Genomic DNA, 13865 nt, shown 5'->3' with positions numbered 1-13865 from the left:
GTGTGGCGTTAGCTTTATTCAACTGGTAACTAAAAGTTTAGTCATATTACATAACTTTGGTTAGAAATAATATAACAACAAATGAAAAAAAAGGTCTTAATCGGTGGAGGAGCAGTTATTGCTCTTTTACTAGTCATCTGGTTCTTCTCAGATGGTGTTAGTGATGTTCAGGGTGAAGTTTTTGTAGAAGCTAAACGCGGAACATTTAAGGTAGAAGTTACAACCACAGGCGAGCTTGAAGCTGAGAAATCAGTTAAGATTCTCGGCCCTTCGGGTTTAAGGGCTGCCCAAATTTGGCAGGTTAAAATTGATCATATTGTTGATGAAGGTACTGTAGTTGAAAAAGGAGGCTATATAGCACGCCTTGATCAGTCTGAGTTATCTGACAAGATCCAAAACAGACAAAACGAGCTTCAGCAAAGTCTATCCAAATACACACAAACCAAGCTTGATACAGCCCTTGAACTAAGGGCAGCCCGCGATGAACTCATCAATTTGAAATATGGTGTGGAGGAGAAGGAGATTATTCTTTCGCAATCTCAATTTGAGCCCCCGGCTACAATTAAGCAGGCGGAAATCAACCTTGCAAAATCGAAAAGGGAGTATGAGCAGGCCAAAGAAAATTATAAACTAAAATCACAAAAAGCTGTAGCCCAAATGCAGGAGGCCGCAGCAGAGCTGGCAGATGATCAGAGTAAATTCAACTTCCTGGATGAGATAAGAAAGAAATTTACCATTACTGCCCCTGAACCCGGCATGGTAGTTTATCAGCGTGAGTGGAACGGCACAAAAAAAGGCGTAGGATCTACCATTGGTGCATGGGACCCTGTAGTGGCCACATTACCTGATCTGACAACAATGATTTCTAAAACCTATGTCAATGAGGTGGACATCAGATCCATCAGCCAGGGGCAAAAAGTTAACATTGGACTAGATGCCTATCCCGATAAAAAACTTACTGGCAAGGTTATCAACGTGGCCAATATAGGTGAGCAAAAGCCAAATTCAGACTCTAAGGTTTTTCAGGTAAGCATTTTGATCAATGAGTCTGATACAACACTACGTCCCGCAATGACCACTTCAAACAATATCATAGCTGAGACAATTCCAGATGTGGTTTTCGTACCGCTGGAATGCCTGCACAGTCAGGGCGATTCCATTACTTATGTGGTTAAAAAAGTGGGTCTTGGTTTCGAGAAGAAAGAAGTAAAAGTAGGGCAGATCAATGCCAACGAAGCGCTGATAAAAGAAGGGGTTGAAGAAGGGGAGAAACTCTATTTATCCATTCCAAAGGACATGGAAAGTGCTCCAATAGCCTATTTGAAAGAGGAAGACAGGTCTTTAGCTGATCAGAACTAAACCTGTCTTTCTGTTATGTACAAAAATTTACTATCTAGTTTTTATATAGCCTTTGATGCTGTATTGGCTAATAAGATGCGTTCCATACTCACCGCACTGGGTATCATATTTGGTGTAGCAGCGGTAATTGCCATGTTAGCGATTGGTAACGGTGCGCAAAAGGAGATTCTCGAACAAATCAAGCTGGTGGGTGTCAATAACATTGTAATTACGCCTATTGTAGAGCAAACAGAGGAAGAAGTAGAATCTTCAACATCAAATAAGGAAGACAAAAACTTCTCACCTGGACTGACCCTCAATGATGTCCGCAGTATTCAGGAAGTTGTGCCTGGAATTGAAAAGATCAGTCCTGAGATTTTGCTGGAAACATATATTATCAAAAATGGGATCAGGAGAACAGCCAAGCTTGTAGGAGTTGAAAATAACTATTTTGATATCTCTAACTTCACCTTGAGCCAGGGTAAGTTTTTCAATAGTGAGCAGCTATTAAAAGGCGAAGCGGTTTGTATCATCGGCCAAAGTATTAAATCCAAATTCTTCAGTACGCAGGACCCTATTGGGAAGATGATAAAAGTGGGGGCACACTGGCTGATGGTTATTGGTGTTTTGGAAGAGCGGCTGATAAGTGAGAAAAGTATTGAAAACCTGGGGATCAGAAATTATAACATGGACGTGTATACTCCATTGAAAACCGTACTGATAAGGTATAAGAACCGCGCGCTGATTACGGAAGCTTTGATAAAAAGAGCTGCCAATATGGATAATGACGCGAACCAGAGTAGCGAACCAAAACAGTCAGTAAACTATCATCAATTGGATAGGCTTGTACTTCAGGTAAACGATACCGAGAAAATGCTGAGTATCTCAGAAATCGTTTCAAGGATATTGAAAAGGCGACATTTTGAAACGGTTGATTATGAGATTACTATTCCGGAGCTTTTGCTAAAACAGCAACAGCGGACAAAAAACATTTTCAATTTTGTTTTGGGGGCCATAGCTGGAATTTCCCTGTTAGTAGGTGGTATCGGTATCATGAACATTATGCTGGCCTCCGTTTTAGAGCGGATTAAAGAAATTGGCCTTAGGTTGGCCATTGGTGCAAAGAAAACTGATATCATTTACCAATTCGTTTTTGAAGCGGTTATGATCAGTGTTTCGGGAGGTATTATTGGAATAATACTTGGTGTGACACTGGCCTTTGTAGTTTCTGAAATTGCTGAAATACCAACTATCATTTCAGTCTCATCTATTATATTATCATTTGGAGTAGCTGCCACTGTGGGGTTGATTTTCGGAATTGCCCCGGCCAGAAGAGCTGCTCAACAAGACCCTATTTCATCTTTACGATATGAATAATAAAAAATACACATTAGGAATTATTCTAATGCTGCTGAGCAGTATTGTGTTTGCACAAAAAAGCCAATTCACTTTAGAAGACATCATTGACAGGGCCATAAACCAGTCTCCTGCTGCAAAGCAGGCAGAAACAAGAAAGGAGAACAGGTATTGGCAGTATAGGTTTTACAAATCCAATTACAGCCCGCAGTTGCGTTTGAATGGCACCTTGCCGGATTATAACCGCGATTTCTTTAGCAACAGGATTGACGATGGTACCATAGTTTTCCAAAGCAGGGAGCAGATAAGTTCATTTGCCAATTTGGGAATTGAGCAGCCATTGTACTGGACCGGAGGCAATATTTCCATTAACTCCAACCTCAATTATTTTGACGACTTGGAGCGTAATATCAATCAGTATAACTCTACACTCTTTAACGTTAGGTTAAACCAACCACTATTTGGGTTCAACGATTTGAAATGGGACAGGAGAACAGAGCCATTGCGTTATGAAGAATCTAAAAGGGAATATGTTGAGCAAAAGGAGGCTATTTCGCGAACAGCGGTAGATCGGTTCTTTTCCTTTCTGGATGCACAGATCAATCAGCAAATTGCTCAATTCAACTTGGCCAATAACGATACCATTTATAAAATAGAACAGGGAAGGTATAATATTGGAACAACCTCGAAGGATAAATTGCTACAAGTGGAACTTCAGCTTCTACGATCACAACAGGATGTAGCTCAGGCTCAGCTGGATATGGAAACGGCCAGGTTGCAATTGCGGTCATTTACAGGTCTAATGGATGAGCGCGAGTTTGAGCTGATATTACCTGAATCCATCCCTGAGTTTGATGTGGATTATTCAGAAGCATTGACCCATGCTCAAAATAACCGGGCAGATTTCATAGCCTTTGAAAGACGAAAGATTGAAGCGGAACGCGAGGTGGCACAGGCCAGGGCAGAACGTTTCCAAACGGATATGACAGCCTCGTTTGGATTGAACAATGCTAGTGATAATTATGATGATCTTTACACTAACACCAATAATCAGCAAAGATTTAATGTGAGTTTTAATATTCCGCTCATAGATTGGGGAAGAAATAAAGCAAGGATGAGGACAGCCTTGGCCAACCAAAGATTAAACGATTATGTGATCGCTCAGGATGAACAAAATTTTGAGCAGGAGATCTTGACAATGGTGCGCCAGTTTGAAGTTTTAAGGGTTCAGTTGGAGATTACCAAAAAGTCTGATGAAGTGGCGCAGGAGCGTTATAAAGTGGCTCAAAACCGCTATTTGATAGGAAAAATTGATATTACCAATTTGAACATTGCCTTAACAGAAAAGGATAACGCCAAGCGAAGCTATATTAATTCTTTACGCTCATTCTGGTCAGCTTATTTTGATTTGAGAAGGCTTACACTATATGATTTTTCCAGCAAGCAGCTGTTATATACACCAGAAAACAACTAGACAATACGGGAAAACAAATTTGTCAGTAGACGACAAATTTGTTTTTTCTTTTTGCAACTGAAATTTTATTTTCTATAATTGTCCCAGAATTCATTCACATCAGTGATTGATTTATAAAGAAGTGTGGAGAGACCAAGCTCTATGAAGCACTAGCAACCGCCAAAATGGAAAGGTGCTAAATCTTGGTTCAACTGATACAGTTGAAGAATATAAATTAATAACAATGACCAATCATTTTACTTTTCCGATTCAACGATTGTCAGAGACTTCATCTGTAGTCTGCTGCTGTTGTTGCTGTTAATCCCTGTGCCGATCTGATAAGATTTCAGATCCCAGATTGACGTTTGCTAAGGCTTAATCCATAAGCCTGTTTAAAAAATCCTTTTTTCTATTTCTTAAAAAAACTAAGTGATCATGGCTATAATGATAACTGACGAATGTATTAACTGCGGGGCTTGTGAACCCGAATGCCCCAATACAGCCATCTATGAGGGTGGTGCTCTATGGACATGGGCTGGCGGCACATCGCTACAAGAAGTTGAGCTTGAAGATGGCAGTTTGCAATCCGGCTCTGAAGAGCAGGAACCTGTTTCTGACGAATTCTACTATATCGTTTCCGCGAAATGTACCGAATGTATGGGCTTCCATGAAGAACCACAATGTGCTGCTGTCTGCCCGGTAGACTGCTGCGTACCGGATCCTGATTATGTGGAAGAGGAAGAAGAATTATTGGCCAAAAAAAGCTGGTTACACAATGAGTAATAACTATAAACATTTTGATACCAATGCGGTAAGAACCGAGTTGGAGCGTTCGCAAAGAGCACATTCCAGTGCCATCTTTATGAACTCAAGCTTTGCCTTTGATAACTCAGAAGAGGCAAGAGCCATGTTTGCTGATGAGGTGCCAGGTGATATTTATACCAGATATACCAACCCTAACACTACAGAACTGATTCAGAAACTGGTTAACCTTGAAGAGACGGAGGACGGTATTGCCACGGCTTCAGGTATGGCGGCCATGTTTACAGCTATGGCCGCATTGCTAAATTCTGGAGATCACATACTGGCTGCAAGGTCTCTATTTGGGTCAACACATCAGATTCTTACCCAGATATTTCCAAAGTGGGGCATCTCGTATACGTATGCCGATTTGGATAAACCCGAGGAGTGGGAAAGTCTTTTGGAGAAAACTACCAAAGTCATTTTTGTAGAAACTCCTTCAAATCCCGGCCTTGATCTAGTGGATTTGGAATGGCTTGGTAAACTGGCCAAAGAGCATAACCTGACTTTGATAGTTGACAATTGCTTTGCCACGCCATATCTGCAAAAGCCTGCCAACTATGGTGCTGATCTGGTTTGTCATTCAACCACCAAATTTATTGACGGTCAGGGCAGGACTATTGGAGGAGCAATTCTTGGTAAAAGGGAATTGATAGAGAAAGTGAGGTTTTTCTCCCGCCACACTGGGCCTTCACTATCGCCATTTAATGCGTGGCTGTTAGCAAAGAGCCTTGAGACATTGCCTATCAGAATGGAAAGACACTCCAATAGTGCTTTAGCTATTGCCGAATATCTTGAAGGACATCCCGAGTTTGTGAATGTGAAATACCCATTTCTAAAATCACATCCTCAGTATGAGCTAGCCAAAAAGCAAATGACCATGGGTGGTGGGATTATCACCATTGAGCTCAAAGGCGGATTGGAGCGTGCCATTGAGTTTATTGATAACCTAAAAATGCTGTCTATAACGGCAAATCTTGGAGACACCAGAACGATAGTAACGCACCCTGCAACCACTACACATGCCAAGCTCACCAGCGAAGAGCGTGACAGAGTGGGGATAACACCTGGACTGATTCGGATATCAGTAGGGTTGGAAAATATCAACGACATTCTCGAGGACATTGAAAATGCGATAAAGCTTTCAAAACCTCAATTAGTAAAAACATTAACCAGATAATCATGAGTATTACAATATCTGAAAAAGTAAGCCTAGCGGCCAAAAAAGACATTATTGAACTTGACACTAAAATCAACCGCTTTAAGAGTGGTGAAATAGATGAAGAGAAATTCAAGCAATTTCGATTGACCAGAGGTGTATATGGCCAGCGCCAGTTTGGTGTACAAATGTTCAGGACGAAATTTCCTTATGGAAAAATTACACCTACCCAGCTGATAAGAATGGGTGAATTGGCCGAGACCTACACCAATGGAAACTTACACCTGACTACCAGGCAAAATATACAGCTTCATTATATCAAGTTGGAGGATACTCCAGAGATACTTAACAAAATGGAGGAAGTGGGTATCACTGCTCGTGAGGCTTGTGGCAATACCGTAAGAAATATCACTGCTTCTTCCATAGCCGGCATTGACCCTGATGAGCCATTTGATGTAGCGCCTTATGTGGATGCTGTTTTTAATTACTTTCTGAGAAACCCTTTGTGCGAGGAAATGGGAAGGAAGATAAAAATTGCCTTCTCATCTAGCTACAAAGACTCGGCATTCACCTTTCTTCATGATTTTGGTTTTATTCCAAAGATTAAAGCTAATGTCCGTGGCTTTAGGGTGGTAGTTGGTGGTGGTTTGGGAGCTCAGAGTATGGTCGCTCAGGAGGCTTTTGAATTTTTGCCAGCCAATGAACTGATACCATTTATTGAAGCTGGACTCAGGGTTTTTGATCGCTATGGAGAGCGAGAGAAGCGATACAAAGCACGTTTGAAATATTTAATTCAAGATAAAGGACTTGGACTTGGAGGCTTCTTGAAATTAGTTCAAGAGGAGCGCAAAGCTTTAAAAGCACAACGGATCGAGATTCAACCTAAAGATGAGTTTGTTATAGCTATTGAAAAAACTAAAAAGCTACCAAAAGTAACTGTAAACCAAAGCGGGTTTTTACTTTGGAAAACCACCAATGTCATTAAGCAAAAGCAGGATGGTTATTTCGCTGTTTATGTAAAAATCCCTTTAGGAAATATATCTGCACCTGTTGCTTACAAACTTGCTGAACTGGCTAATGAGGTGGCTTCCGATGATATAAGAATAACAGTCACTCAAAACCTGCTTTTCAAATTTGTGAAAGAAGAGGCGCTTGAATACTTGTATGCTAAGCTTCAGGAGTTGGACTTGGGAGAGCCCGGAGCCGATAAGGTACTGGACGTAACTGCCTGTCCGGGTACAGACACCTGCAATTTGGGAGTGACTAACTCAACAGGTGTGGCGCTTGAAATTGAAAAGTTAATAGCTGATGAATATGAGCACCTGATAACCGAGAACTTTCTGACCATAAAAATCAGTGGCTGTATGAATTCCTGCGGCCAGCACATGATAGCCAATATTGGTTTGCACGGTAGCTCCATCAAAAATGGGGAAAAGGTAGTGCCAGCATTGCAGTTGGTACTTGGTGGAGGTGTAGATGCCGATGGAAATCATACTATTGCTGATAAGGTTATAAAGCTCCCGAGCAAGCGAATACTGAATGCCTTCAGAACAATTTTTGATGATTATGAAACCAATGCCTATGACGATGAATATTTCAATAACTACTATGCTCGTCAGGGAAAGCGGTACTTCTACAGCCTTTTAAAATCTTTGGGAGATATCACTACTATTGAAGATAGCGAGTACGTTGACTGGGGTCATAATGTGGATTTTGTGCCTGAGATAGGCACAGGAGAATGTGCCGGAGTGAGCCTGGATGTAGTAGGAACCATCATTTTGGATGCTGAAGAGAAGTTGCATTACGCCAAAGAGGCATTGGACAATGGGTCTTATACTGACTCAGTTTACAATAGCTATCATGCCATTATTGTAGGTGCAAAAGCTTTGTTGCTCAATGACGACATCTCCTGTAACACGCAGATAGGCATCATCAAAGATTTTGATGAGTATTTTGTGACAAGCTCCAAAATTGGGATTGATGGAAGCTTTGAGGATTTTGTATTGAAGATTAATAAAAATAAGCCCGAGGAGCCATTTGTCTCTAAATATTATGAAGAGGCAAGCGCCTTCATCGAACTGGTAAAACAATACCGTGCAGCTCAGAAGAGTGAAGATAAATTAGTGATCACCGACTTTTATAAAGCATAATTATGGAACCGAAATTAACATTAGTAGGTGCAGGGCCAGGTGATCCTGAACTTATAAGCCTGAAAGGAATAAAGGCGATAGCCAAAGCAGATGTGGTATTATACGATGCGCTGGTAGACGAAAGTCTGCTGGAGTATGCACCAAAAGAAGCCATCAAAATATATGTAGGCAAAAGGGCTGGTCAGCACAGCCACTCACAGGATGAGATTCATAAACTCATTGTTGACAATGCGCTAAAGCACGGTCATGTAGTGCGACTGAAAGGTGGAGATCCTTTTGTGTTTGCCAGAGGGTATGAAGAGCTGGCGATAGCCAAAGCCTTTGGGATAAAAACAGAAAGTGTGATAGGCATCTCAAGTGTAAACCTGCCTGGGTTGTATGATATTCCATTGACATTACGCGGTACCAATGAAAGCTTTTGGGTGGTGACAGCCACTACTTGCAAGGGTGAGCTGAGTAAAGATGTGACTTTGGTGGCTCAGTCTACAGCTACAGGAATATTCCTGATGGGGCTGGGTAAACTCAAAGTGATAGTTGAAGCATATCGAGCTCATGGTAAGGATAAATTACCTATAGCCATTATTAGCAAAGGTTCACGCCCGGATGCCCAAGTGATTAAAACTACAATGGACAATATTGTGGAGTTGGCTGAGAAGGAGCAAATTAAATCGCCAGCGATTATAGTTGCCGGTGAAGTGGTGGGACAGGAGCTTGACCAGATCAAAGTAGATTACTTAAATCAACCATTAGCTTATGCAATCGCCTAGAAACAACCTTTTTCCGGTATTCTTAAAGCTCTCCCAGCTCAAGGTGTTGATAGTTGGTGGTGGCTTTGTAGGGCAGGAGAAGCTTGAAGCCTTATTGAAAAATGACCCTAAGGCAAAGGTGAAAATTGTGGGTCGGGAGGTGTCAGATCCGCTGATCCAGCTGGCCGCCAAGAACCGTAACATTCAGTGGGTGGTAAAACCTTTTGGTCCAACTGACATTGACAGCACCATAGATGTGGTGATAGCCGCTACCGATAGCCGTGAAGTGAACCTGAGGGTGAGAAATGCCGCCAAGGCCAAAAAGCTATTGGTCAATGTGGCTGACACCCCTGACTTGTGCGATTTCTATTTGGGGTCAACCGTGACTAAAGGACAGCTGAAAATAGGCATTTCTACCAATGGGCAGTCGCCCACCTTTGCTAAAAGGTTCAGGGAATTATTAGAAGAAGCACTGCCGGAGGATACCGATGAACTGTTAAAAAACCTTAATCATTTCAGAAACAGGTTAAAAGGAGATTTTGCTTCCAAGGTATCGCAGCTAAATGAGCTGACCAGCAGTTTGATAAAATAAATTGACATCATGGATATTAAGAGTCTTAACGATAAATACCACTACCTCTCCCCGCTGATGCGGATGGAGAAGTTGTTTAATGATTTTGAGAGCCCGAGGGTGCTGGCCACTTCATCTTTTGGTACTTCCTCGGTAGTGCTGCTGCATTTGATCAGTAAGGTGAACCCTGGCCACCCGATCTATTTTATAGACACTGGCTATCATTTTAAACAAACGATTCAATATAAAGAGCAACTGCAGGAGCAGCTAAAACTGAATGTTATTGACATTAAAGCACCGGAAAACCGCCATAAATTTACCAGTGAGCATAAGACCTACCAGTTTAACCAGGACCTATGCTGCCATATTAATAAGGTGATGCCCGTAGATGAGCTAAAGCTGAAGCATGACCTCTGGATTTCTGGTGTATTGAGGTATCAGAATGCTAACAGGGCTAAGATGAAAATTTTTGAGGAGAAGCCTGATATTGTGAAGTTTAATGTGCTACTAGATATGACCCAAAAAGAAGTAGAGCTATATAAGTACATCAACGAGCTGCCGGAGCATCCTCTGTTGCCAGAGGGCTATCATTCAGTGGGTTGCGAGAACTGTACAGTTAAGGGTATAGGCCGTGAAGGGCGATGGGTAGATAGTTTTAAGGCAGAGTGTGGGTTGCATGCTTAAACTATAGGCGGTGTTCAAAACTATTGCTATTTTTAGGCGTGTTCAGATGTATTTTACTCAGTATATTTTTTCTAGTTAGCACTTCACTGTTGGCTCAGGAGTCCAATGACAAACTTGAATTTGGTGACACCGGTACCACAACAAAATCCCCTAAATACAAATCCAACAAGCGGGACTACAAGAAAAAGCGCCCTATACAATGGGTGAAAAACACGGCCAAAGACCTGCTGATCGGCAATCCTTGTATGGAGGAGGTGACGCAGGAGATGGGCTTTGTGTATTTGATCCAGCCCAAAGGTGCCTCACCTAACAAAAATGAGGTACAGCGACTGATGCACAACCTGTTTGCCAAGCTGGCCATTACCTTTAGAAACGGCCCTTTCTGGAAGTTTAAGCTCAAAAAGAAAAGGAAGGAGTGCGGTATGGAGACTGGGGATATTGTGGGGTGAAGGATTGTTTATGAAGCTTGGCCAGCCGAGAGACAGTTATAACTTCATATACCATATTAGGCGGAGGTTTTTATTTTCAGCTCCGTTATTCTACCCTCTCATTATTTTGACCTCTTTTATAGAATTACCTGCCTTTTCCTAAAATTACTTTCCTTTTTTCAACTTACCGAAATACTCTAATTCCAAAAACTTCGATTTAAATAAACTAGGCGGAATCTTCATCTTTAGCAGATTATGGAAATTCTCATCGTGTGTGGATAGAATGATTTGCTTCTTATTATTTACCACTATACTTCTAAGCAGATCTATGGTGGAAAGAACATTGATGCTATCCATAGATTGGATTGGGTCATCTATAAAAATGCAGTCATAAGTTTTCGAATTAAGGGCTGAAGCTAGAAAAATACTGAGGCTCAGAATATTTATTTGGGCTGTACTAAAATATAAATTTGGGATGAGACTATCCTTGTCATCATCCTCTGTCCCCCCCTTCACATATACATCAAGACTTGGACTTTCATCAGTAAAGGTTGCTAGAAACTTCACGTTTTTAAAGCTAGGATGAGGGTCAATCTTCCCATAAATGTCGTTAATTAAATCCTCGTAAAAGAAATCTTTAATCTTTTGATCTAAATGATTTTTTGTCTTCTCAATCTCTGTTTTTAGAGACACACTTACCTTGTCCTTTAAAAATTTCAACTCTTCCTCTGCATTCTCTAAATCTACCTTAGCTTGTTCCGACTGTAAGTAGGGAAGAATATTCTCAGAGTAGCCTTTAAGTTTATTTATCTCTATCTTGTAATTTTCTGCTTTCTTCAACCTCTCTTTTGTTAAAGATTCCTGTGTTTTTAGTGAAACGTTTAGCGTTTCACTAGTGAGGCCATTGGTAGTTATTTGTAGATTATTTTTTAGATGACTTTCATAGGTTGAAATACGAGATTCCATTACATGAATCCTTTTATCAACTTCTTCTAAGTCTTGTTTTAGTCTTTCTTCATTTAGTTTTTTTAGTTTTTCCTTGAATTCTTCTAAATCTCTTTTGAGACTAATTAATAGCTCATCTAATTCATCGGACTTATCCTTGGTGCTTTTTATTTTGCTTTTAACAAATTGAGCTATTGCTGTTTCACCCCGTTCATAATCATTCAGCCATAGGAGAACTTTATTATAATCTTTATTATTTCTCAAATCCTTGATTTCAGAATTCAGAAGTTCAATGTTTTCTGAAAGTTCATTTTTGTTGGACTCTAACTTTTCATGGGCTTCTTTCTTAATCTCAACTTTTATATCACCGTCTTTTTTGGACGCTTGAATATGCTCTAAATCTGCTTTGAGCCTTTTCTCATAGACTTCAATAGAATCCTCTTGAAAACCTGACATTAAATCAATGAGCCTTTCATTTTCTGCTTTCAATTGCTTGGCTAGTTCATCTATTACACTATTCTCTGTTTCTTTAAGTTCTTTAGCAATCTTTAGTTGATTTTGTAAATCATTTAACTTTTTGAAGTAAAACTGCTTAATATCCTTAGATAGTTTATTTACCGAAGCGACATTCTCATCTATTTCCACTTGCTTATTTGAGCGTTCTTGTAGCAATACCTTGATGGACTCAGTGAGGGCATTATTGTTCAATATTCTATCCGCCAGAGTTTGATGATTATCATAAGTCTGTGAGCAAAGAGGGCAAGTGTCAGCCTCCTGTTTGTTTACGATGGCAAGACCAGAAGCGATGAATTCACTAAGAGTTTTATTGAGCGATTCTTGTGAGTCAATACGTTCTTGTATGGACTGCAATTCTTTCTTTAACTTTAATAGATGTAATTCAAGTGCTTCAAGTTGTTTGAGATTCTGTATTTGCTCTTTATTTTTATCTAGGCTGGTTTCAGAATATAAACCTGAATCAAATTCCCCAATAACCTTTTCTAGTTCCTTGACTTCTGCTTCGATTTTAGAATAGTCAGTTTGTGATTTTAAAGCTTTCTCACGCTGTGACTCGAGCTCCTCCTTTAATGACTTTGTTGACTTTATTAGTGCCTCATGGTTCCTGTTAAATTCGGGAATCTTCGCCAATTGTTCGTTAACTTCCAGTCGTTGCCTTTCAAACTTCTTGCTAGCACCTTCAATTTCTATTAGCTTGCGATTACTTTCTTCTATATCTGCTCGAAGCTTTTCTAATTTTTGCTGATGTTGATTTTTGATCTCATTTTTTGCTGCGATTTTTGAAAGCGTATCATTGTAGGAAGGAATTGATTTTTCAATCTCGTGTAGTGCTTTTAATTGTGTTGAGATTTCAGCTTTTGACTTTTCCTTATTGGCTATTTCATTAGTCGTAGCTGCCAGTTTTTTGAAATCAAGTAGGTTCTCATTTATTATTTTCTTCCTTCCATCGGTTTCTGATAATTTTCTTAACTCTTCAAAATACTGCTTGCATGAGAGAAAGTCAGTATCACCATTTTGTGCCAACTCTATATTTGTGAGTAGTTTTTCTAATTTCTTAATTTCAGAATCATCAGCAATTATATCAGTTAGAGCATCCTGAAAATCTGAAATTTCTTTCTGAGTAGCCGTAATTTCAATTTCATTCAGTGTGTCGTTCTTTTCAAACTCATTAACATTTGCTATTTGCTCGTTCACTTTAGACAATAGGTCTTTTTCTAAGTTATCCGAAATGCGGTTTTGAAATTCTTTTATCTCCTTTTCTAATGCGCCTATCTTGTTATCATTAGCACCCGAAAGCGCAATAACATTTTGGTAGTAAACATCAATTTCACTCAGCCCTGGATTGCTTTCCATAAATTTCGTGTAGCGAATCTTTCCATCAGCTTCTTTTAAGAATCTCGAAATCCATTCTTGGGACAATATGACATTTAAAAAATCAATATTCTCTCTGCCAAAACCATCTTCATATATATCAAAATGCTTTTGACCAGGGACTTTAAGAATACGATTTTTGTATTCTTTATTTTCTGAGTTCACAATTTTTACCCAAACTTTATTTTCTGTATTTCGATTTTTGAGAAGTCTAATTTGTTCAGGATTCAATTGTCTAAGCATTGAAAGTGAACTCTTCGTGTGATTGCTGTTCACCCAAAAACGCTCAATGTTATTTGTTACAGCCCACTCGACAGCATCATAGAAGGACGTCTTGCCAAAACCAT

11 protein-coding genes and 1 riboswitch are annotated in these 13865 nt (G+C 40.0%); of the genes, 10 read left to right on the top strand and 1 reads right to left on the bottom strand.

Annotation, left to right across the window (positions count from 1 at the left end; genetic code table 11):
- The first annotated feature begins 81 nt into the window (after window positions 1-81).
- The 10 genes from RIB54_RS04020 to RIB54_RS03975 all read left to right on the top strand — a co-directional run bounded on the left by RIB54_RS04020 (window position 82) and on the right by RIB54_RS03975 (window position 10707).
- The gene (locus tag RIB54_RS04020; protein ID WP_350069754.1) at window positions 82-1359 is read left to right on the top strand and encodes an efflux RND transporter periplasmic adaptor subunit; all 1278 of its coding nucleotides are present in this window, start codon (window positions 82-84) and stop codon (window positions 1357-1359) included.
- Between the two features lie 15 nt (window positions 1360-1374).
- Complete coding sequence (locus RIB54_RS04015; protein WP_350069757.1) at window positions 1375-2715, top strand: ABC transporter permease; 1341 nt, start codon at window positions 1375-1377, stop codon at window positions 2713-2715.
- Window positions 2708-4168 (top strand): TolC family protein, encoded by a 1461-nt coding sequence (locus RIB54_RS04010; RefSeq protein ID WP_350099398.1) that lies wholly within the window; start codon window positions 2708-2710, stop codon window positions 4166-4168. Before RIB54_RS04015 ends, RIB54_RS04010 begins: the two co-directional genes overlap by 8 nt.
- A 108-nt stretch (window positions 4169-4276) precedes the next feature.
- Window positions 4277-4384, top strand: a riboswitch (SAM riboswitch).
- Between the two features lie 198 nt (window positions 4385-4582).
- Window positions 4583-4930, top strand: a complete 348-nt coding sequence (locus tag RIB54_RS04005) for a 4Fe-4S binding protein (protein WP_350099397.1) — start codon at window positions 4583-4585, stop codon at window positions 4928-4930.
- Entirely contained in the window at window positions 4923-6128 is a 1206-nt protein-coding gene (locus tag RIB54_RS04000; RefSeq protein ID WP_350099396.1) for a trans-sulfuration enzyme family protein, read from the top strand. The genes RIB54_RS04005 and RIB54_RS04000 overlap by 8 nt, the downstream gene beginning before the upstream one ends.
- Window positions 6129-6130: 2 nt before the next feature.
- Window positions 6131-8257, top strand: coding sequence for a ferredoxin-like domain-containing protein (locus RIB54_RS03995; RefSeq protein WP_350099395.1), 2127 nt, complete (start codon window positions 6131-6133; stop codon window positions 8255-8257).
- Window positions 8258-8259: 2 nt separating this feature from the next.
- A complete protein-coding gene (gene cobA / locus RIB54_RS03990; RefSeq protein ID WP_350099394.1) occupies window positions 8260-9024 on the top strand; it encodes a uroporphyrinogen-III C-methyltransferase in 765 nt (254 codons plus the stop codon).
- A complete protein-coding gene (locus RIB54_RS03985) occupies window positions 9011-9595 on the top strand; it encodes a precorrin-2 dehydrogenase/sirohydrochlorin ferrochelatase family protein (RefSeq protein WP_350099393.1) in 585 nt (194 codons plus the stop codon). Before cobA ends, RIB54_RS03985 begins: the two co-directional genes overlap by 14 nt.
- A gap of 9 nt (window positions 9596-9604) precedes the next feature.
- The gene (locus tag RIB54_RS03980) at window positions 9605-10258 is read left to right on the top strand and encodes a phosphoadenylyl-sulfate reductase (RefSeq protein ID WP_350099392.1); all 654 of its coding nucleotides are present in this window, start codon (window positions 9605-9607) and stop codon (window positions 10256-10258) included.
- 89 nt (window positions 10259-10347) lie between these two features.
- Window positions 10348-10707 (top strand): hypothetical protein, encoded by a 360-nt coding sequence (locus tag RIB54_RS03975; RefSeq protein WP_350099390.1) that lies wholly within the window; start codon window positions 10348-10350, stop codon window positions 10705-10707.
- 144 nt (window positions 10708-10851) lie between these two features.
- Here RIB54_RS03975 and RIB54_RS03970 read toward each other — a convergent pair whose 3' ends face one another.
- Complete coding sequence (locus tag RIB54_RS03970; protein WP_350099389.1) at window positions 10852-13749, bottom strand: hypothetical protein; 2898 nt, start codon at window positions 13747-13749, stop codon at window positions 10852-10854.
- Window positions 13750-13865: the final 116 nt, after the last annotated feature.

The sequence above is a fragment of the Fulvivirga sp. genome (genome assembly GCF_040218215.1).
Taxonomy (GTDB): Bacteria; Bacteroidota; Bacteroidia; order Cytophagales; family Cyclobacteriaceae; genus Fulvivirga.
This window is presented reverse-complemented; position numbering and strand designations above follow the sequence as displayed.